The 22,460-nt window shown below is 41.5% G+C and carries 17 protein-coding genes; all 17 read left to right on the top strand.

Annotation, left to right across the window (positions count from 1 at the left end; genetic code table 11):
* Positions 1 to 424 precede the first annotated feature (424 nt).
* Positions 425 to 1,015 carry an ATP synthase subunit E gene (locus GGR07_RS12955; protein ID WP_021647144.1) on the top strand — a complete coding sequence of 197 codons (591 nt, stop codon included), beginning with the start codon at positions 425 to 427 and terminating at the stop codon, positions 1,013 to 1,015.
* A gap of 6 nt (positions 1,016 to 1,021) precedes the next feature.
* Positions 1,022 to 1,864 (top strand): DUF2764 family protein, encoded by an 843-nt coding sequence (locus GGR07_RS12960; RefSeq protein ID WP_021647143.1) that lies wholly within the window; start codon positions 1,022 to 1,024, stop codon positions 1,862 to 1,864.
* Between the two features lie 12 nt (positions 1,865 to 1,876).
* A complete protein-coding gene (locus GGR07_RS12965) occupies positions 1,877 to 3,634 on the top strand; it encodes a V-type ATP synthase subunit A (protein ID WP_021647142.1) in 1,758 nt (585 codons plus the stop codon).
* A 31-nt stretch (positions 3,635 to 3,665) separates the two neighbouring features.
* Complete coding sequence (locus GGR07_RS12970; RefSeq protein WP_021647141.1) at positions 3,666 to 4,985, top strand: V-type ATP synthase subunit B; 1,320 nt, start codon at positions 3,666 to 3,668, stop codon at positions 4,983 to 4,985.
* 115 nt (positions 4,986 to 5,100) lie between these two features.
* On the top strand, positions 5,101 to 5,706 hold the full coding sequence (locus GGR07_RS12975; RefSeq protein WP_021647140.1) for a V-type ATP synthase subunit D: 606 nt from the start codon (positions 5,101 to 5,103) through the stop codon (positions 5,704 to 5,706).
* Positions 5,703 to 7,520: a V-type ATP synthase subunit I gene (locus GGR07_RS12980; protein WP_021647139.1), complete on the top strand. Its 1,818-nt coding sequence runs from the start codon at positions 5,703 to 5,705 to the stop codon at positions 7,518 to 7,520. The genes GGR07_RS12975 and GGR07_RS12980 overlap by 4 nt, the downstream gene beginning before the upstream one ends.
* Positions 7,521 to 7,572: 52 nt before the next feature.
* On the top strand, positions 7,573 to 8,034 hold the full coding sequence (locus tag GGR07_RS12985; protein ID WP_021647138.1) for an ATP synthase subunit C: 462 nt from the start codon (positions 7,573 to 7,575) through the stop codon (positions 8,032 to 8,034).
* 481 nt (positions 8,035 to 8,515) lie between these two features.
* Positions 8,516 to 10,177: a glycogen/starch synthase gene (locus tag GGR07_RS12990; protein ID WP_034543792.1), complete on the top strand. Its 1,662-nt coding sequence runs from the start codon at positions 8,516 to 8,518 to the stop codon at positions 10,175 to 10,177.
* 40 nt (positions 10,178 to 10,217) lie between these two features.
* Positions 10,218 to 12,782 (top strand): glycosyltransferase family 1 protein, encoded by a 2,565-nt coding sequence (locus GGR07_RS12995; protein WP_021647136.1) that lies wholly within the window; start codon positions 10,218 to 10,220, stop codon positions 12,780 to 12,782.
* Between the two features lie 362 nt (positions 12,783 to 13,144).
* On the top strand, positions 13,145 to 15,028 hold the full coding sequence (locus tag GGR07_RS13000) for a fimbrillin family protein (RefSeq protein ID WP_034543794.1): 1,884 nt from the start codon (positions 13,145 to 13,147) through the stop codon (positions 15,026 to 15,028).
* Between the two features lie 72 nt (positions 15,029 to 15,100).
* Positions 15,101 to 15,592, top strand: a complete 492-nt coding sequence (locus tag GGR07_RS13005; protein ID WP_021647134.1) for a PaaI family thioesterase — start codon at positions 15,101 to 15,103, stop codon at positions 15,590 to 15,592.
* 260 nt (positions 15,593 to 15,852) lie between these two features.
* The gene (gene hisG, locus GGR07_RS13010; protein ID WP_021647133.1) at positions 15,853 to 16,704 is read left to right on the top strand and encodes an ATP phosphoribosyltransferase; all 852 of its coding nucleotides are present in this window, start codon (positions 15,853 to 15,855) and stop codon (positions 16,702 to 16,704) included.
* 13 nt (positions 16,705 to 16,717) lie between these two features.
* A complete protein-coding gene (gene hisD / locus GGR07_RS13015) occupies positions 16,718 to 18,001 on the top strand; it encodes a histidinol dehydrogenase (protein WP_021647132.1) in 1,284 nt (427 codons plus the stop codon).
* A gap of 27 nt (positions 18,002 to 18,028) precedes the next feature.
* The gene (gene hisC / locus GGR07_RS13020; protein WP_021647131.1) at positions 18,029 to 19,069 is read left to right on the top strand and encodes a histidinol-phosphate transaminase; all 1,041 of its coding nucleotides are present in this window, start codon (positions 18,029 to 18,031) and stop codon (positions 19,067 to 19,069) included.
* Positions 19,070 to 19,072: 3 nt separating this feature from the next.
* A complete protein-coding gene (hisB, locus tag GGR07_RS13025; RefSeq protein ID WP_021647130.1) occupies positions 19,073 to 20,197 on the top strand; it encodes a bifunctional histidinol-phosphatase/imidazoleglycerol-phosphate dehydratase HisB in 1,125 nt (374 codons plus the stop codon).
* A gap of 114 nt (positions 20,198 to 20,311) precedes the next feature.
* Positions 20,312 to 20,896: a phosphatase domain-containing putative toxin gene (locus GGR07_RS13030; protein WP_021647129.1), complete on the top strand. Its 585-nt coding sequence runs from the start codon at positions 20,312 to 20,314 to the stop codon at positions 20,894 to 20,896.
* A 157-nt stretch (positions 20,897 to 21,053) separates the two neighbouring features.
* A complete protein-coding gene (locus tag GGR07_RS13035; RefSeq protein ID WP_021647128.1) occupies positions 21,054 to 22,184 on the top strand; it encodes a hybrid sensor histidine kinase/response regulator in 1,131 nt (376 codons plus the stop codon).
* Positions 22,185 to 22,460: the final 276 nt, after the last annotated feature.

Consider the following 22,460-nt stretch of genomic DNA (forward strand, 5'->3'; position numbering starts at 1 on the left):
CCTTTCTGCTTTGTTCAAGTACGGATTCTTTGGAAGGCTGCGCTCTTTTCCTTTTCCGGGAACTCCTGTATGTATTGAGTGCCTTTGAGTTAAGAAAACCGATCTTCCCACCCGCGAAGCGTTGCATATTTGAATATAAAGTATCGTCGTTGATAGAGGGGTTATTACAGAAATATCTGATAAATCGTGAAGTATTATATACCGCAAGACTTCCTTCTAATCTATATATGGACTGACTTGCTCTCTTAAAAAGCAAGATGTATCGCTTCAAGGTTATTTTTTCCTAAAAAGCTTTTTTTTTATTATTATACACGTTTTCTTTTAGTCTTTCTCTTTATTTTCTAATTGATTTTTGTAAATTTGGCGAAAATCTGAGGAAAGATAGATCACTTATAGAATAATCATATTAAATACTTCTGTGGATATGGAAAAAAAAATTCAAGAGTTGACCGATAAGCTTTATCAAGAAGGCGTGGAAAGAGGTAATGAAGAAGCTCAGAGACTTATCGAGAATGCTCGGGAAGAAGCAAAAAAAATTGTTGAAGATGCTGAAAAAAAAGCTGAATCAATGATTCTCTCCTCTCGAAAAGCTGCTAATGAGTTGGCAGAAAATACTAAATCGGAATTAAAATTATTTGCCGGACAAGCAGTTAATGCCCTCAAATCAGAAATAGCGACAATGTTGACAGATAAGTTAGTAGCTGATTCTGTGAAGGAGTTTACACAAGGTAAAGATTATTTGAATGCTTTTATTGTAGCTTTGGCATCTAAATGGAGTGTGGACGAACCTATTGTTATATCAACCAAAGATGCGGAGTCATTAAAGCAATATTTTGCAACTCATGCAAAAGAACTATTGAATAAAGGTGTTACTATCGATCAGGTAAATGGTATTAAAACTCTCTTTACTATTTCGCCAGCAGATGGCTCTTATAAGATTAATTTCGGAGAAGAAGAGTTCATGAATTATTTCAAAGCTTTTTTGCGTCCGCAATTAGTAGAAATGCTATTTTAAAATATTATGAGTCAATACTATTACTTGGTAGCCGGCTTACCGGATATTTCTCTTGAAGATAATAAGCTGAGCTATACGGTGGCCGATTTTAAAAAAGAGATATACGGGGACCTGTCTGCATCGGATCAAAAGTTGATAGACTTATTTTATCTTAAATTTGATAATGCGAATGTTCTGAGACTTCTCAAAGATAAAGAAGCCGCAATTGATCCGCGAGGAAATTTTTCTGCGGCAGAACTTTTTGAATATATTTCTGTTTTAAAAGAAGGTGGAGAAATCAGCTCTAAAGAGTTTCCTTCTTATTTATCTACTTTTATTTCCGATTATCTGAATGCTATTATTGAACCTATGGTGCTTCAGGAAGATTATTTGGCTGCGTTGTATTATGCGTATGCTATGGAATCCGGAAATGAGTTTGTCTCTTCGTGGTTTGAATTCAATTTAAATATCAATAATATTTTAATCGCACTTACTGCACGTAGATTTAAATGGGATTTTGCTCATAACATTGTAGGGAGTACAGATATCTCCGAAGCTTTGCGTACTTCTAATGCTCGTGACTTTGGTCTTTCCAGCGAAGTGGAATATTTTGAGAATTTGCTGAAAATAAGTGAAATAACAGAATTGGTAGAGCGGGAAAAGAAAATAGACTTTTTGCGATGGAATTGGTTGGAAAACGCTATTTTCTTTAACTATTTTACAATTGAACGTCTTTTCGCTTTTTTATTGAAACTGGAAATGGTTGAACGATGGATTTCATTAGATAGAGAAAAAGGAAATGAGTTGTTCCGCAACTTGATTGACTCGCTGAAGAACGAAATTGAAATTCCCGAAGAATTCAGAAAATAAATTAAAAAATATATGGCAACAAAAGGAACTGTTAGTGGCATTATAGCCAACATGGTAACCCTTGCTGTTGACGGACCGGTAGCGCAAAACGAGATTTGTTATATATCTATCGGTAATGATAAGTTAATGGCAGAGGTAATTAAGGTTGTAGGTTCACATGTATATGTTCAGGTATTTGAAAGTACCCGTGGACTGAAAGTGGGAGCTGAAGCCGAATTTACAGGACACATGCTTGAGGTAACAATGGGGCCGGGTATGTTATCGAAGAATTATGACGGCCTTCAGAATGATCTCGACAAAATGGAAGGGGTCTTTTTAAAAAGAGGAGAGTATACTTATCCACTGGATAAAGAGCGTATTTGGCATTTTGTGCCAGTGGTAAATGTCGGTGATAAGGTACAAGCTTTCGATTGGTTAGGGCGAGTGGATGAGAACTTTCAACCACTGAAAATCATGGTTCCGTTTACAATGAAAGGTACGGCTACCGTGAAATCAATCGAGTCTGAAGGTGACTACAAGATCGAAGACACAATCGCTGTTTTGACAGATGAAGAGGGAAATGATATCTCTGTGAATATGATTCAAAAGTGGCCGGTAAAGCGGGCAATGGTTAATTACAAAGAGAAACCGCGTCCTTTTAAACTTTTGGAAACCGGAGTACGAGTAATAGATACTCTAAATCCTATTGTAGAGGGTGGGACAGGGTTTATTCCCGGCCCGTTTGGTACGGGTAAAACAGTTCTTCAGCATGCAATCTCTAAACAAGCGGAGGCAGATATTGTTATTATTGCTGCTTGTGGTGAACGTGCTAATGAGGTTGTGGAAATCTTTACAGAGTTTCCAGAATTGATTGATCCACACACCGGAAGAAAATTGATGGAACGTACTATCATTATTGCAAATACTTCTAATATGCCGGTGGCTGCACGTGAAGCATCTGTTTATACAGCTATGACGTTGGCGGAATACTACCGTTCGATGGGACTGAAAGTTTTATTAATGGCTGATTCCACTTCTCGCTGGGCCCAAGCTTTGCGTGAAATGTCTAATCGTATGGAAGAGCTACCGGGACCAGATGCCTTCCCGATGGATATCTCTGCCATAATTTCTAACTTCTATGGTCGAGCCGGCTATGTGAAGTTGAATAACGGAGAAACCGGGTCTATTACTTTTATAGGGACGGTATCGCCAGCCGGAGGTAATTTAAAAGAGCCGGTGACAGAAAATACGAAAAAGGTGGCTCGTTGTTTTTATGCGTTGGAGCAGGAGCGGGCTGATAGAAAACGTTATCCGGCAGTCAATCCTATTGATTCATATTCAAAATATATAGAATATCCTGAATTTGCCGATTATATTAAAAATCATATCAATGATGAATGGATAGGTAAGGTTAATGAGCTTAAAACACGCTTGCAGCGAGGAAAGGAAATTGCGGAGCAGATTAATATCTTGGGCGATGATGGTGTGCCCGTAGAATATCACGTAACTTTCTGGAAGTCAGAACTGATTGATTTTGTTATACTGCAACAGGATGCTTTTGATGAAATTGATGCGGTAACTCCTATGGAGCGACAAGTGGCTATTTTGAATATGGTGATTGATATTTGCCATACGGATTTTGAATTTGAAAACTTCAATACAGTAATGGATTATTTTAAGAGTATGATTAATATCTGTAAACAAATGAACTACTCTGTATTCCAGTCCGAGAAATATAATGAATTCCAACAAGAGTTGAAAGAGTTGATTGCTGAAAGAAGTGTGAAATAGTAATTTGTAAATAGCTAAATGAGATTATAGAATGGCAACAAAAGCTTTTCAAAAAATATATACCAAGATAAGTCAAATTACCAAAGCTACTTGTTCTTTAAAAGCAACAGGAGTAGGGTATGACGAACTTGCTACAGTGAATGGCAAACTAGCACAGGTAGTTAAGATTGCCGGTGATGATATCACTCTTCAGGTTTTTGAAGGGACAGAAGGCATCCCAACTAATGCTGAGGTGGTGTTTCTTGGCAAGTCACCGACATTAAAAGTTAGTGATCAACTCGCCGGTCGATTCTTCAATGCTTTCGGTGATCCGATTGATGGTGGTCCTCATATTGAAGGAGAAGAAGTGGAAATCGGTGGACCATCAGTGAATCCAGTTCGTCGTAAGCAACCATCTGAATTGATTGCAACAGGTATTGCAGGCATTGACTTGAATAATACGCTGGTGTCGGGGCAGAAAATCCCGTTTTTTGCAGATCCCGATCAGCCTTTCAATCAAGTAATGGCGAACGTAGCTTTACGCGCAGCTACGGATAAAATCATTCTCGGAGGAATGGGTATGACAAATGACGATTACCTCTATTTTAAGAATGTTTTCTCTAATGCCGGTGCTTTGGACCGTATCGTTAGTTTTATGAATACGACGGAAAATCCCCCCGTAGAACGTTTATTGATTCCTGATATGGCACTTACGGCTGCGGAATATTTTGCTGTGAGCAAGAATGAAAAAGTATTGGTATTGCTGACTGATATGACTTCTTATTCCGATGCTTTGGCTATTGTGTCCAACCGTATGGATCAGATTCCTTCTAAAGATTCTATGCCTGGATCATTGTATTCCGATTTGGCAAAGATTTATGAGAAAGCTGTTCAATTCCCTTCAGGAGGGTCTATTACGATTATTGCAGTAACAACTTTGTCTGGTGGGGATATCACGCATGCTGTGCCAGATAATACGGGTTATATTACCGAAGGACAATTGTTTTTACGACGTGATAGTGATATAGGGAAGGTGATTGTAGATCCTTTCCGTTCGTTGTCTCGTCTGAAGCAATTGGTAACTGGTAAGAAAACGCGTAAAGATCATCCTCAGGTGATGAACGCTGCTGTGCGTCTGTATGCGGATGCTGCCAATGCTAAGACGAAAATGGAAAATGGCTTTGACCTGACCAATTATGATGAGCGTACTCTTGCTTTTGCAAAGGATTATTCAAATCAATTATTGGCTATTGATGTGAATCTTGATACAACCGAAATGCTTGATGTAGCTTGGGGACTGTTTGGAGAATATTTCCGTCCGGAAGAGGTGAATATCAAGCAAGAATTAGTTGAAAAATATTGGCCGAAATAAAGAATTTGCAATCGGACGTTTTTTCGGTTTACGAGTACGTTTATCGTGTTGTAGCAGTTGAAAGAAGTGAGCTTGACTGTCCGATTGTAAATAGTTTAAATAGTAAATCAACGAAATGGCTATAAAATTCCAATATAACAAAACCTCTCTTCAGCAGCTCGAGAAGCAACTGAATGTACGTGTGCGCACATTGCCTATTATTAAAAATAAAGAGAGTGCACTGCGTATAGAAGTAAAACGTTGCAAACAAAATGCAGCTGAATTAGGAGATAAGCTTGAAAGGCAAATTCAGGCCTACGAGTCCATGTTCGCCCTTTGGAATGAGTTTGATGCGTCATTGATAAAGGTGAAGGATGTTCATCTTGGTATAAAAAAAATTGCGGGGGTACGTGTGCCATTACTTGAAAATGTCGACTTTGATATACGGCCATACAGTATGTTCAATGCTCCAAAATGGTATTTTGACGGTATTCATTTATTAAAAGAGCTTGCTGAGACAGCAATAGAGCGAGAATTTATGCTTGCTAAGTTGAACCTACTTGAGCATGCGCGTAAGAGAACCACTCAGAAAGTAAATCTTTTTGAAAAAGTGCAAATACCCGGTTATCAGGATGCTTTACGTAAGATTAAACGATTTATGGAAGATGAAGAAAACCTGTCGAAATCATCGCAAAAGATCATGAAATCTCATCAAGAAAAGAGGAAGGAGGAAGAGGTATGATTGCCAAAATGAAAAAACTCACATTCCTGGTTTATCACAAAGAGTATGAAGTATTTTTGAATAGCTTACGTGAATTAGGAGTCGTTCATATTGTAGAGAAACAGCAAGGTATAGCTGAGAATGCGGAATTGCAAGACAATATTCGCCTCTCCAATCGTTTGCTGGCCACTTTAAAAATGCTTCAAAGGCAGCCTCACGAGAAGGATGCTGTTGTTGTAACCAAAGGGGGCACGGCAGCTCGTGGATTGCAGGTGCTGGATGAGGTGGATACGCTACAAGCGGAACATGGGAGATTGCAGATGGAATTGCAGGGTTATGCCAAAGAAAGAGCAGCTTTGCAAGTATGGGGCGACTTTGAACCTGAGAACATTCGTCGCTTGGAGAAAGCCGGCTATGTTGTTGGTTTTTACAGTTGTTCGGAAAGAGCTTATAAAGAAGGATGGCAGAATGAATATAATGCCATGGTCGTTAACCGGATTTCCTCAAAAGTTTACTTTATTACCGTTACCAAAAAAGGACAGGAAATAGATTTGGACATTGAGCAATCTAAGCTTTCTGCATACTCTCTGACTCATTTAGAGATGTTGTATAACACTACGGAGCAAGCTATAAATGAAATTGAAAAGAAATTAGTTTTGCTTTCTGAAACCGAAACATCATCATTAGAGGCGGCTATCAAAGAAATACAGAGCCGAATTGAATTTTCGAAAGTAATGCTGAGTACCGAGCAAACTGTCGGTGACAAATTGAAACTGATCGAAGGCTGGATACCGGTTGCAGCTCAACCGGCTGTTGAAGCATTCCTGAATAAATCACATGCATACTATGAAATTGCAGATCCTGTACCCGAGGATAATGTACCTATATTGCTAAATAATAAGGGTCTGTTTGCTTGGTTTGAACCGATCTGCAAGCTATATATGCTGCCAAAATATAACGAAATTGATTTGACTCCGTTTTTTGCTCCGTTCTTTATGGTATTTTTCGGACTTTGTCTGGGTGACTCTGGATATGGATTATTTTTATTTATTGGAGCTACAATTTATCGTTTCGTAGCTAAAAAAATAAGCTCGTCTATGAAGTCGATTTTATCATTAATCCAAGTTCTTGGTGCTTCGACATTCTTTGCCGGACTTCTTACCGGAATCTTTTTCGGTGCAAATATTTATGATCTTGATTGGCCGTTTGTGCAGAAGTTGAAAGAGCTTGTCTATTTGGATAATAATCAGATGTTCCGCTTATCTCTTATTCTCGGAGCAATTCAGATCATGTTCGGTATGATTTTGAAAGCGGTGAATCAAACTATCCAGTTTGGGTTTAAATACGCTGTTGCTACGATCGGATGGATTATATTGTTACTTTCTACGGCGTTTTCTGTGTTGTTTCCAGGTGTGATGCCATTGGGAAGTACTCCTCATCTTGTTATTTTGTGCATTTGCGCTGTTATGATATTCTTCTATAACAGTCCCGGGAAAAATATTTTCCTGAATATCGGATTGGGATTTTGGGATTCGTATAATATGGCTACCGGATTGCTTGGCGATATTCTATCCTATGTCCGTTTGTTTGCCCTTGGTCTTTCGGGCGGTATATTAGCGGGAGTATTCAATAGTTTGGCAGTGGGAATGAGTCCGGATAATGCAATCATAGGACCTATTATCATGGTATTGATTTTCGTTATCGGTCATGCGATTAATATGTTTATGAACGTCCTTGGCGCGATGGTTCACCCCATGCGTCTGACTTTTGTAGAGTTTTTCAAGAACTCCGGTTATGAAGGTGGAGGTAAAGAATATAAGCCTTTTAAGAGTTGAATAAAAATAGAAAGAAACAATTAATAATTAAACAAAAAAGAATAAAAGAATTATGGAAATGAATTTGTTTATTGCCTATATTGGCGTTGGTATTATGGTAGGTTTGTCGGGTATCGGTAGCGCTTATGGAGTAACAATCGCAGGTAATGCGGCAATCGGAGCATTGAAAAAGAATGACGGTGCATTCGGTAATTTTCTTGTGTTGACAGCGCTTCCGGGTACACAGGGATTATATGGCTTTGCCGGTTATTTTATGTTTCAAGTGATTTTTGGTATTCTGACTCCGGGGATTACTGCTATTCAGGCTTCGGCCGTTTTAGGAGCAGGTATTGCATTGGGAATCGTAGCTTTGTTTTCCGCTATTCGTCAGGGACAAGTTTGCGCCAACGGTATTGCAGCGATCGGTCAGGGGCATAATGTTTTTGGTAATACTCTGATTTTGGCTGTGTTTCCGGAACTTTATGCTATTGTAGCTTTGGCTGCGACTTTCTTGATCGGTAGCGCTCTTGCCTGACACCTTTTTCAGAGAATATTCTATTCTTAAAAAAATAATAGAACCCCTTATGGATGTGACTTTGCACTCATAAGGGGATTTTTTGTATGTTCGGATGTTTTTTCTCTACTTTCTTATATATTGCTGTTCCGCAAAACTTGCAAGTCCTTTAAAAGGAGGTTCAGGCAAAAACGAAATATGCAATCTTGAATCTCCAAACGAAAAAAGTAAGTTGTTTATTTATAAAAATGCTATATATCGGTTATCTATTTCGGTGCGTATATTTTATTGTCATGGTGAGGATATATGCCGAGTGCGGTGGTTGTATATTGTCAGTGAGGTTAACATATATTGACAGCATAGTATATCTTATATTAATCCGATACGGGGTCGAAATTTATCGAGCAACAATAATTACTTATATTTATTGTATATTTTATTCTTTTACACAGAATTATTCGTATTTTTGCGCATACGTACTAAAAAGAGTTTTAATATAAATATGATCAGAGATCTATTAACTCCGGATTACATCTTTGAGGCCAGCTGGGAAGTATGTAATAAAGTAGGAGGAATATATACTGTATTGTCGACTCGGGCTAACACCTTGCAAGAGAATTTTCGTGATAGAATTTTCTTTATAGGTCCTGATTTATGGCAGGGGAGGGAGAATCCTTTGTTTGTCGAGTCGGATAATTTGTGTGCTGCATGGAAAAAGTACGCGAAGGAAAAAGATAATCTTGCACTCCGTGTCGGGCGGTGGAATATTCCGGGTCATCCCATTGTCATCCTTGTCGATTTCCAACCTTTTTTTGATCAGAAGAATGAGATATATACTGCGATGTGGAACCGTTTTCAGGTAGATTCGCTCCATGCTTATGGCGACTACGATGAAGCTTCCATGTTTTCGTTCGCTGCCGGAAGAGTGGTTGAAAGTTTCTATCGTTACAATCTTACCGATACAGATAAAACGATATTCCATGCGCATGAGTGGATGACGGGTATGGGAGCCCTCTATTTGCAGGAAGCTGTTCCCGAAATAGCGACTGTGTTTACCACCCATGCCACTTCCATCGGGCGTTCCATTGCCGGTAATCATAAGCCTCTTTACGACTATTTATTCGCATATAACGGCGACCAGATGGCGCAAGAGCTGAATATGCAGTCCAAGCATTCTATCGAGAAACAAACTGCGCATTATGCAGACTGCTTTACCACAGTGAGTGAAATTACCAATAACGAGTGCAAGGAATTGCTTGATAAGCCTGCCGATGTTATCTTAATGAATGGCTTTGAAGACGATTTTGTGCCGAAAGGATCTACTTTCAGGGGTAAACGAAAACGCGCGCGCGCATTGATGCTTAGCGTGGCCAATCATTTATTGGAGACCAAACTCGACGACGATACCTTGATTGTTGGCACCAGCGGCCGCTATGAGTTTAAGAACAAAGGGATAGATGTTTTTCTGGAAGCGTTGAATCGTTTGAACTCTGACCAAAACTTGCATAAGCAGGTGCTTGCCTTTATCAATGTACCCGGTTGGGTAGGAGATGCCCGTGAAGATTTGCGCATGAGGCTGAAAAGTAGAGAAGAGTTTGACACTCCGCTTGAAACTCCTTTCATTACCCACCGGCTTCATAATATGGAACAGGACAAAGTGCTGGAGATGCTGAAATGCTTAGGTATGAAGAATCGCCCGGAAGATAAGGTGAAAGTGATTTTTGTTCCTTGCTACCTGAATGGGAACGACGGTATCTGGAACAAAGATTATTATGATTTGCTGATAGGGCAGGATTTGAGCGTTTACGCTTCATACTATGAACCGTGGGGATATACCCCTTTGGAGAGCGTCGCTTTCCGTGTCCCCACCATCACCACCGACTTGGCCGGTTTCGGTTTGTGGGTCAACAGTTTGAGAAACCAACATGGAATTAACGACGGAGTAGAAGTGTTGCACCGTTCAGATTATAATTATTCGGAAGTGGCAGAGGGTATTAAAGAGACTGTCACAGTCTTTTCGAATAAGACGGATAAGGAAGTGAAAGAGATTCGCAAGCGTGCTGCCGAAGTGGCGGAACAGGCTTTGTGGAAACATTTTATACAATATTATTATGAGGCTTATGATATTGCCTTGCGCAATGCCATGAAGCGTCAGTTGTCATAAGGTTGTTACTATTATTAATAATATATTAATCAAAAGCATTATGAAAATTCAAGTGAGTAATGTGAATGCTCCCAATTGGAAAGAGGTTACTGTAAAATCGCATATTCCTGAAGAGTTGGAGAAATTGTCTGAGATTGCTCGCAACCTTTGGTGGGCATGGAACTTCGATGCCATAAGCCTTTTCAAAGATTTGGACCCCGAACTTTGGAAAGCGTGCGGTCAGAATCCGGTTTTACTCTTAGAGAGTATGAACTATGAGAGACTGGAAGCTTTGGCAAAAGACAAAGCTATTCTCAAAAGAATGAATGATATTTATTCGAAGTTCAAAACCTATATGGATGTAAAGCCCGACAATAAGCGTCCGTCGGTAGCGTATTTCAGTATGGAGTATGGACTGAACCAAGTGCTGAAAATATATTCGGGAGGATTGGGCGTACTGGCAGGCGACTATTTGAAAGAGGCGTCGGATAGCAATGTGGATCTTTGTGCCGTAGGATTCCTTTATCGTTACGGTTACTTTACACAGACACTGTCTATGGACGGTCAGCAAATAGCCAACTATGAAGCGCAGAACTTTGGGCAGTTGCCGATCGATCGTGTGTTGGATAGCGAAGGAAAACCTTTGGTAGTAGAAGTCCCTTATTTGGATTATTATGTATATGCCAATGTGTGGTGCGCGAATGTAGGACGTATCTCTTTGTATTTGCTCGATACGGACAATGAGATGAACAGCGAGTTCGACCGCTCTATTACTTATCAACTGTATGGAGGAGATTGGGAAAACCGACTGAAGCAAGAAATCTTGCTGGGCATCGGGGGCATTCTTACTCTTAAGGCGCTGGGCATCAAGAAAGATATTTACCACTGTAACGAAGGGCATGCCGCTTTAATCAATGTACAGCGTATTTGCGATTATGTGGCTACCGGCTTGACATTTGAGCAGGCCATCGAATTGGTTCGTGCTTCTTCTTTGTATACGGTGCATACGCCGGTTCCTGCAGGACACGATTATTTCGATGAAGGTTTGTTCGGCAAGTATATGTCCGGATATGCCGCCAAGATGGGTATCAGCTGGGATGATCTGGTAGATCTCGGTCGCAACAATCCGGGTGATAAAGGCGAACGTTTCTGTATGTCGGTTTTTGCCTGCAATACTTCTCAGGAGGTGAACGGTGTGAGCTGGTTGCATGGAAAGGTTTCTCAAGAAATGTTCTCTTCAATCTGGAAGGGTTACTTCCCCGAAGAAAACCATGTGGGATATGTCACCAACGGTGTGCACTTCCCTACCTGGAGCGCTACGGAATGGAAAAAGCTTTACGGGAAATACTTCGATGAGAATTTCTTGCAGGATCAGTCGAACCCCAATATATGGAAAGCCATTTACGATGTACCCGATGATGAAATCTGGAACACGCGTATGACCATGAAAAAGAAGTTGGTGGACTATATCCGCAAGCAGTTCCGTGATACTTGGTTGAAGAATCAAGGTGATCCTTCGCGCATCGTTTCGCTGATGGACAAAATCAACCCGAACGCTTTGCTGATAGGTTTCGGCCGTCGCTTCGCCACTTATAAGCGCGCTCATTTGCTGTTTACCGATCTCGACCGCCTTTCCAAGATTGTGAACAATCCCGACTATCCGGTGCAGTTCCTCTTTACCGGCAAGGCGCATCCTAACGATGGCGCCGGACAAGGATTGATAAAGCGCATCATTGAAATCTCCCGTCGTCCGGAGTTCCTGGGCAAGATTATTTTCCTCGAAAACTACGACATGCAGTTGGCCCGCCGCCTTGTTTCGGGAGTAGATATATGGTTGAACACACCCACACGTCCGTTGGAAGCATCGGGGACATCCGGTGAAAAAGCGTTGATGAACGGTGTGGTAAACTTCTCCGTATTGGACGGCTGGTGGCTGGAAGGCTATCGCGAGGGAGCCGGTTGGGCCTTGACCGATAAGCGTACTTATCAGAATCAGGAGCATCAAGACCAATTGGATGCGGCTACTATCTACAGCATTCTTGAGACAGAGATTCTGCCGTTGTATTACGCGCGCAATAAGAAAGGGTATTCTGAAGGTTGGGTGAAAGTGGTAAAGAACTCTATCGCGCAGATTGCTCCTCATTATACCATGAAGCGTCAGCTTGATGATTACTACAGCAAGTTCTATAACAAACAAGCGAAACGCTTCCGCTCTTTGGCGGCTAATGACAATGCCAAAGCGAAGGCTATTGCTGCATGGAAAGAAGAAGTGGTTTCGAAATGGGATTCCATCGAGATTGTGTCGTCCGATAAAGTGGAAGCTTTTGAAAACGGAGACATTGAAAGCGGTAAGGATTATACCATCACTTATGTGATAGACGAGAAAGGACTGGACGATGCGGTCGGGTTGGAAATGGTGACCACATACACCACTCCCGACGGGAAGCAGCATGTTTATTCGGTCGATCCGTTCAGCGTAATCAAGAAAGAAGGAACTCAATACACATTCCAAGCTGTTTGCAGTCTGTCGAATGCCGGAAGCTTTAAATATGCTTTCCGTATGTATCCCAAGAATCCGGATCTTCCGCACCGTCAGGATTTCTGCTACGTGCGTTGGTTTGTATAATATTGGCTGATGGTATGAAATAGAAGGTGTGCTTTTTGACACACCTTCTTATTTTTTGCTATCTACACAAAAGAGACTATCTAAAACTTGCTAGATAGCCTCAAAGTATCGATAGCGTGAAACAAACCGAATGTTTAATTTGCCGATTCCGGACTTTCCGGTCCCCCCTTCACTTGAATCCATGTGATGCCTGCAAAAAAGAAGAGAATGATTCTTTGAAATTTAAATGTAATGCCTATTTTTGTTGCTCTTTTATGTAAAACATGAAAAATGTTGATTAAAACAGAAAGGTCGAAATGTGTTGTATACCTTTTTTATCGGCCTGTTTTGTCAGAGTTTTATTAACCTTATATTAATACAAAATGAAATACCAGCTTAATTTGAAGAGGAGAATCTTTCTTCCTGTTATTCTTTTGCTTGCTTCGGCTTGCGTAAACCACATTTCCGAAGAAAATGAAATTACAGACAATGCCCATATTCCTTTAAGGATTGCCGGAGATATAAAGACAAGAGTTGCGGGTAATGAATTTCAGTCGGCCGATGAGGTCGGCTTGTTTGCCCTTGTAGAATCTACCACGCTGAAAGAAGAACGCTATGCAGATAATATAAAGTTCATATATTCTTCTGATGGAGAGTTTATAGCGGAAGAAATGGTATGCTATCCGGATGATGATGTAAAGCTGGATCTGATTAGTTATTATCCATACCGGACAGAAGGGGTAAAGATAGGTGAAAGCGTTATGCCGGTGGAAACGGAGGCGGATCAGTCTATTCCGGCCAATCTTTCCAAATCCGATTTCCTTCTTGCTGTCCGTAAAACCGTCAGTCCTTCTAAAAATCCCGTATCTTTAACCTATACTCACAAACTCTTTCGCTTGAAAGTTTCGATAAAACCTGAAGAAGGCGAGAATATAGCTGACTTGTTACAGAGCGATCCTAAACTATCCGTTTCAGGCTTTTACAGAAAAGCGGCATATGATCTTCAGCAAGATGATTATTCTTCTTATTCGGCTGAAGAAGAAATTACTGCTGCCGGAAAATGGGAAATTCAAGACGGACGTTTGGTTGGAAAAGAATTTATTCTTATTCCGCAGAAGATACAAAAAAATCATCAATACTTAACTCTGAATATAAAAGGAAAAGATTATATCAGTCGTTTAAATTCCTCTCTGGCTATCGGGAGCGGGAAACAGCGGGAAGTGCAAATCTCTTTTGCAAGCGCTGAAGATGTATTGCTTAATCATCTGAATGGAGAAATTCACGATTGGGAAGATGGAGGTAAAGAGAGTATTTCATCAAAATTAATACATAATTATATCGATATTTCTAATTTGACATTTCAAGAATCTGATGTATATAAAGTGTTGAGCGAAGGAAAACAAGTGGCGGAGATATGTAAAGAATATCTCGTTGCTCAGGATGGGTTCACTTCACAAGCCATTGTTGCTTATCCTATGAAAGAAGGTAAAACAGATTTATCCGGAGGGAAAGTCTTGAGATGTCTGGGGAATAAAGAAAACATCCATGGCGGTTCGGTTTCATGGGATATAGATAACAACTCATTGATGTATCTTCCCGGTACGCTTGCCGCGCGGAATTATCTGTTTGTTTCGTCCGGCGGCAGAGTCGTTTTGTCTTTATCTGAGGCCGACAAGCCTCTGCCTGTAATGGTGGTGAGCGATGTGATACGCGATGCGCGCGGCGATGTGATTCACAATTACCCTATAGTGAAAATAGGTACGCAATATTGGATGAGAGACAATCTGGAAGCGTCATTATACAGCGACGGCACAGAAATAAAAAAGCTGGATACCATTGCTGAGGGAAATGCAGGCTGCTTGTTCTCTTCCGAAAAAGCTTATTTTTATACGATGGGAGCGGTGAATTCTCATAAACTGTTGCCATCCGGCTGGCAAATTCCGGGTTGGAAAGATTGGGAGTTGTTGCAAACGTATTTGAAGAATGATGCTTCTGCTTTAAAATCAGGAAGCTGGTCACCCATAAAAGAAGGTGAAACAGTGTTTCAAGCGAATAATCTATCTGGGTTTAACGCTTCTCCCTCAGGGATGGCTTGGGGCAAATTTCAGAAAGAATATGATGGAAAATACGCTGCATATTGGACTATGGATGAAAAAGGCACAGCCGTAGATGCTCAAATCCTTTTACTGCAAACTAATAAAAATGAAATGGACAGGGGAAGAGCCGCGGCGGATAAAGCTTGCTCTGTTCGTTGCATTCGCAAGTAATTTGATGATGTTGCCCCATTGTTTCCATATTTTGTTTATCTTTGAAGTAATAATTGGATAACAGGCTGTATTATGAAGAAGATAATTAATTCCTGGAAGGGATTGCCCGAGTATAAATGTTTCGGGTGTGCTCCGGATAATGAGTCGGGAGTGAAAATGGAATTTTTCGAAGATGGCGATGAAATTGTTAGTATCTGGAAGCCCCGTCCCGAGTTTCAAGGTTGGATCGATACTTTGCACGGAGGAATTCAGGCTGTATTGTTGGATGAAATATGTGCGTGGGTTGTACTGCGTAAATTACAAACTACGGGGGTGACTTCGAAGATGGAGACCCGTTATCGGAAAGCGATTAATACAAACGATTCGCATGTCGTGTTGCGTGCTTCCATAAAAGAAGTAAAAAGGAATATCGTTTTCATAGAAGCGCGACTATACAATAAAGAAGGCGATTTGTGTACAGAAGCTCTTTGCACTTATTTTGTTTTTCCTCAAGAGAAAGCGAAGCAAGAAATGGGATTCTTGGAATGTAATGTGGAGCCGGAAGAGATTCTTCCTTTAATATGAAATAAAAAACAGTTTTTTTGTGATAAAAGTTTGTTTATATAGAAGTAATACTTTATTTTTGTCGCCATAAGAATGCAAAAAGCATATATGAAGTATATCTTATCACATCATTACCATCTTTTTCCTGACGAACAGCTCGGTGGGCGTGGGTGATATATGTATTACTCCTAAAGATAAATGAAGGCTTACCGGACGGTAAGCCTTTTTTCGTTTGTTTGAGCAGAAATAATAAAATATAAATTCTTAATTTTGATTGGGTTATGTTGAGAATCGCTATTCAGGCCAAAGGAAGGCTTTTCGAAGAAACAATGGAACTTTTTGAAGAGTCGGATATAAAAATCAGTATGACGAAACGTACGCTGTTGGTACAGTCTTCAAATTTTCCTATCGAGGTATTGTTTCTTCGCGATGATGATATTCCTCAAACGGTAGCGACCGGTGTTGCCGATTTGGGCATTGTCGGCGAGAACGAGCTTCTGGAGAAAGAAGGAGATACCGAAATAATCAGAAGGTTGGGGTTCAGTAAATGCCGTTTGTCGCTGGCCATACCGAAAGATGTTGAATATGGGGGAGTTTCATGGTTCGAAGGCAAGAAGATAGCCACATCTTATCCCGTTATTCTTCGCCGTTTTCTCGAGCAAAAAGGTGTGGATGCCGATATTCATATAATTACGGGTTCGGTGGAAGTGTCTCCCGGCATCGGTTTGTCCGATGCGATTTTCGACATAGTAAGCTCCGGATCCACATTGGCGAGCAACCGTCTGAAAGAAGTTGAGGTCGTGATGCGTTCAGAGGCTTTGTTGATAGGAAATAAGAAGATGGATGATGAGAAAAGAACGATTTTAAATGATTTCTTATTCAGGTTAAATGCGGTAAAAACGGCGGAAGATAAGAAGTATGTTTTGATGAATGCCCCTCAAAAGAATCTGAATGAAATTCTTGATGTGTTGCCGGGAATGAAAAGCCCTACTGTGATGCCGTTGGCACAAGAAGGATGGTGCTCGGTTCATACGGTGCTCGATGAAAAATGTTTCTGGGAAATTATCGGGAAGCTGAAAGGATTGGGCGCGGAAGGTATTTTGGTGCTGCCTATCGAGAAAATGATTATTTAGGAGGATTTGAAAAATGAAATTGATTAAATATCCGCATAGGGAAACATGGAGCGAACTCTTACAGCGTCCGGTGATGAATACGGAATGTTTGTTTGATGCAGTACGAGATATTATAAATAAGGTAAGGAGAGAGGGAGATAGGGCACTGCTGGAATTTGAAGCGATTTTCGACAACGTTTCCCTGCCTGCTTTATCTGTTGCGAAAGAAGAATTGGAGAATGCGGGGAATCTGGTTGGTGAAGAACTGAAAAATGCTATTCTACTGGCTAAAAAGAATATCGAAACTTTTCATTCTGCCCAACGTTTTTGTGGGGAAAAGGTAGAAACAATGCCGGGAGTTACTTGTTGGCAGAAAGCGGTAGCTATTGAGAAAGTGGGACTTTATGTACCGGGAGGGACGGCTCCTTTGTTCTCCACCGTATTGATGCTGGCTGTTCCCGCCCGCATTGCGGGTTGTAAAGAAATTGTTCTTTGCACTCCGCCTGATGCAAGCGGGCAAATTAATCCGGCTATTCTTTACGCCGCCACTTTGTCGGGAATAAACCAAATATATAAAGTAGGAGGAGCGCAGGCAATTGCGGCGATGGCATACGGCACCGAAAGCATACCTAAGGTATATAAAATATTTGGTCCCGGAAACCGGTATGTTACCGCTGCCAAACAATTGGTCGGCTTGCGGGATGTGGCTATCGATATGCCTGCTGGTCCTTCCGAAGTGCTGGTCTTGGCAGACGATTCGGCTAATCCTGTATTCGTAGCCGCCGATTTGCTTTCGCAAGCAGAGCACGGTAGCGACAGTCAGGTTATATTGGTCACTACTTCGGAAAGCTTGTTGGAAGAAGTGCATTTGGAGACTGAACGCCAACTTAGCCGTTTGCCTCGTCGCGATATTGCAAGGAAGGCGTTGGAAAACAGCAGGCTTATTCTTGTCAACGATATGGATGAGGCATTGGCCCTCACTAATGAGTACGCTCCGGAGCATTTGATTATAGAAACTGAGCGCTATATGGAAGTTGCCCGGCGGATAACGAATGCCGGTTCCGTATTTCTGGGTTCTATGACTCCCGAAAGCGCGGGAGATTATGCTTCCGGTACTAATCATACTTTACCCACCAACGGGTATGCGAAAGCATATAGCGGAGTGAGCTTGGACAGCTTTATCCGTAAAATCACGTTTCAGGAGATTCTTCCCGAAGGAATGAAAGCTATCGGTCCTGCAATCGAACGAATGGCTTGCGATGAAAAACTCGATGGACATAAAAATGCCGTCACTGTTCGCTTGCAGTCTTTGAAATAATATAACTTTGCAATAAACCTTTTTGAGATGAAAACATTGGAAGAACTGACTCGTCCGAACATCCGGAAACTACAACCTTACTCTTCGGCTCGTGACGAATATAAAGGAACGCAGGCATCGGTTTTCCTGGATGCAAACGAGAATCCGTACAATCTGCCTTATAATCGCTATCCGGATCCCATGCAGCGGGAATTGAAGATGCTTTTGTCGGGTGTGAAGAAAGTTTCTCCCGGCCATATATTTCTGGGCAACGGCAGCGATGAAGCCATCGATTTGCTTTACCGTGCCTTTTGTGAGCCGCGGCAGGACAATGTCGTTGCCATTGAACCGACTTACGGAATGTATCGGGTTTGCGCGGATATTAATGGAGTGGAATACCGGAAGGTTTTGTTGGACGAGCATTTTCAGCTTTCTGCTGAGAAGCTTTTGTCGGCAGTCGACGGGCATACCAAACTGGTTTTTCTATGTTCACCCAATAATCCTACGGGAAATCAGTTGCTTCGTTGCGAGATTGAAAAAGTATTGCAGCGGTTTGAAGGATTGCTTGTTTTAGATGAGGCCTATAATGACTTTTCCGAAGAATCTTCTTTCTTGTACGATTTGGATACTTTCCCGAATCTTGTTGTTTTGCAAACGTTTTCCAAAGCATGGGGCGGAGCGTCTGTACGGTTGGGAATGGCTTTTGCTTCGGAAGATGTTATCTCCGTTTTAAACAAAATCAAATATCCTTATAATGTAAATCAACTGACGCAACAGTATGCGTTGGATATGCTTCGTCATTATGACAAGATAGAGTTTTGGATAGAAACGTTGAAAGAAGAACGCAGCTATTTGGAACAGGAACTTGCGGGGATTTCTTGCGTAATCCGGATATATCCGTCGGATGCCAATTTCCTTTTAGTGAAAGTAACCGATGCCGCTGAAATTTACGACTATTTGGCGGGCGAAGGAATTATTGTTCGCAATCGCGATTCTGTGCCGCTTTGTGGCAACTGCCTGCGTGTGACGGTGGGTACCCGGACGGAGAATGATGCTTTGATTGCTGCACTTAAGAAATACGGAGAATAAATTATGAAAAAAAAGGTATTGTTTATAGACAGAGACGGTACGCTGGTCGTTGAACCGCCTGTCGACTGTCAGCTCGATTCGTTGGAAAAGCTGGAGTTCTATCCGAAGGTATTTCGTAATTTGGGATTTATCCGCAGCAGGCTCGATTTTGAGTTTGTGATGGTAACCAATCAGGACGGACTGGGTACCTCTTCTTTTCCTGAGGATACGTTTTGGCCTGCCCATCATTTGATTTTGAAAACGTTGGAGGGAGAGGGGGTTACTTTCGACAACATTTTGATAGACCGTAGTTTCCCCGAAGAAAATGCCCCGACTCGCAAGCCTCGTACCGGAATGCTGAGTGAGTATATGGACAATCCGGATTATGATCTTTCCGGAAGTTTCGTGATAGGCGATCGCATGACGGACGTAGAGCTGGCAAAGAACTTGGGGTGTAAAGCCATTTATTTGCACTCTTCCAAAGAGGGATTGGCAGAAAACGGGCTGGAGGATGTTTGCGTGTTGGCGACTGCCGATTGGGATAAGGTAGCCGAATTCCTTTTTGCCGGTGAGCGAAAGGCGGAAATCCGGCGTACTACGAAAGAAACCGATGTGTATGTCGCATTGGATTTGGACGGGAACGGGGTCTGTGACGTATCTACCGGACTTGCTTTTTTCGATCACATGCTCGAGCAACTGGGCAAACATTCCGGAATGGATATAACCATACGGGTGGATGGAGATTTGAATGTAGACGAACACCATACCATAGAAGATACCGGAATTGCGTTGGGCGATTGTATTTATCAGGCGTTGGGCAGCAAACGGGGGATTGAACGCTATGGATATGATTTGCCGATGGACGATTGTCTCTGCCGGGCGTGTCTCGACTTCGGAGGACGCTCGTGGCTTGTATGGGAGGCGGAATTTAAGCGTGAGAAGATAGGAGAAATGCCTACGGAAATGTTTTTTCATTTTTTCAAGTCGCTGAGTGATGCCGCTAAAATGAACTTGAATATCAAAGCGGAAGGAGTGAACGAACATCATAAGATAGAAGGCATCTTCAAGGCTTTTGCGCGTGCTTTGAAAATGGCCTTGAAAAGAGATGTTTATCATTTCGAACTTCCTTCCAGCAAAGGAGTGCTTTGAAACAGATTCTTCGGCTTTCTTCTAAAATCATACCTAAAGTTTTACTTCGAATAAGAAACAGCGCTATTGAATCTCAACGTCCTGATTGCTTATTCGATATAACATTTATTGATAATGAATTTGAAACTATTTATCCTTGCTTCGTTTATCGGTTTATTTTTCTCTCTGACAATTTGCGGGCAGGAGGCTGAAGTGGAAAAGATTGTCTTGGAAGGACATAATCTTGCCAATTTTTATAGAATAGACGAGGGAGTGTATCGTTCGGAACAACCTTCGAGCGTTGATTTTAAAGTCTTGGAAAAGTACGGTATCGGAGAAGTATTGAATTTGCGCAACAGGCACAGCGATGATGACGAGGCGAAAGGTACAGGACTCACACTTCATCGGGTGCGGACAAAAGCGCATGCCATAAATGAGAAACAGTTGATCGCTTCGTTGCGTGTTATTTATCATCGCAAAAGGCCTGTTCTCATTCATTGTCATCATGGCTCCGATCGCACAGGTGCGGTTTGTGCCCTCTACAGAATAGTTTTTCAGGGATTTTCCAAAGAGAGAGCCATAGAGGAAATGGTTCATGGAGGATTCGGCTTCCATCGTATTTATAAAAATATTATTCGTCTTATCAGGCAGGCGGATATAGAACGTATCAGAAAAGAGGTATGCTCGACCGACTGCACGGATGCCATTTCAGACTTATAATTTCGTTTTAAGAAGCTTTGGCTTAAAAAGTATTCTTCAATTGTTGCATTTTATTGGTAAATCGGTTACATTTGTCTGCGGCTTATATGGAGCTTATTCAATATTACAGAGCAAACCGGAGATTTAGAAAGTCTGAATTAATATAAAAACAAAGAATATGAATGTGGAGATAAATCCTTCCGAGTATAAAGTCCTCATTGTGGACGATGTTATTTCAAATGTACTGCTGTTAAAGGTTCTTTTGACAAATGAAAAGTTCGATACAATAATGGCCGAAAATGGGGAGCAAGCTTTGAAGATGATTGAAGAAGAACATCCGGACCTTGTGTTGCTCGACGTCATGATGCCCGATATGAGTGGATTTGAGGTTGCCGAGAAGATGAAGCAGAATCCTGAAATGGCTGATATTCCTATTATTTTTCTGACTGCGTTGAATGCTACCGAAGATATTGTGAAGGGGTTTAAAGTCGGGGGAAATGATTTTATCTCGAAACCTTTCAATAAGGAAGAGCTGATTATCCGCGTCACCCATCAGATATCATTGGTTGCGGCTAAGCGAATCATTAACAAGCAAACCGAGGAATTGCGCAAAACCATTATGGGGCGTGATAAATTATATTCTGTCATAGCCCATGACTTGCGGGCACCGATCGGGTCTATTAAGATGGTGCTGAACATGCTTATCTTGAGACTTCCGAGTGACCTTATCGGAGCTGATTTGTATGAGTTGCTGACGATGGCTAATCAAACAACGGAGGAAGTTTTTTCGTTGCTCGACAATTTGTTGAAATGGACTAAAAGTCAGACAGGAAAACTCAAAGTCGTCCCTCAGGAAATCGATGTGGTAAAAGTAGCGGAAGGAGCGGCGGAAGTATTCGGCATGGTGGCGGAATTGAAAAAAATACGAATTAAAGCGGATTTGCCTGCCGATGCTATTCCGGTACGTGCCGATGTGGATATGATAAAAACGGTTATCCGCAATTTGCTCAGTAATGCCGTCAAGTTCAGTCATGAAGGGTCGGAAGTGGTAATATCCTTGAGAAAAGAAGGCGAAATGGCCGTTGTAAGTGTAGAAGACCGAGGTTGCGGAATTGATGAAGAGAACCAGAAAAAGTTATTGCATACCGGCACTCATTTCTCTACCTTCGGCACGAATAATGAGGAGGGAGCAGGATTGGGGCTTTTGCTTTGCCAAGATTTTGTAACGAAGAACGGCGGAGAGCTTTGGTTTACCTCAAAGAAGGGGAAAGGATCTATGTTTAGCTTTTCCGTTCCGTTGGCCAAATAAGTTCCGAACCGGTGGCCAAATTTGGAAACAGCCTGTTATTCTTGATTTATCCGGATAGCGTGAAAGAAACATGAAAGGGGAATGGGGCAGAGGAATCTCTTTTTTTCTTGAATATTCTTATGTATGCAAAAGAGTGTGTCTGAAAGAAGACCGTATTTCTCTGAAAATAATAACCCGGGATTTCCCAAGAAAATTTTAATACGGTGCTAAGAAAAAAACGCGTTTGCCTAAGAAATTTTTACGCTTAGGCAAACGCGAATTTTTTATTAGGCAAAA

The organism is Bacteroides pyogenes (genome assembly GCF_014196225.1).
Classification (GTDB): Bacteria; Bacteroidota; Bacteroidia; order Bacteroidales; family Bacteroidaceae; genus Bacteroides; species Bacteroides pyogenes_A.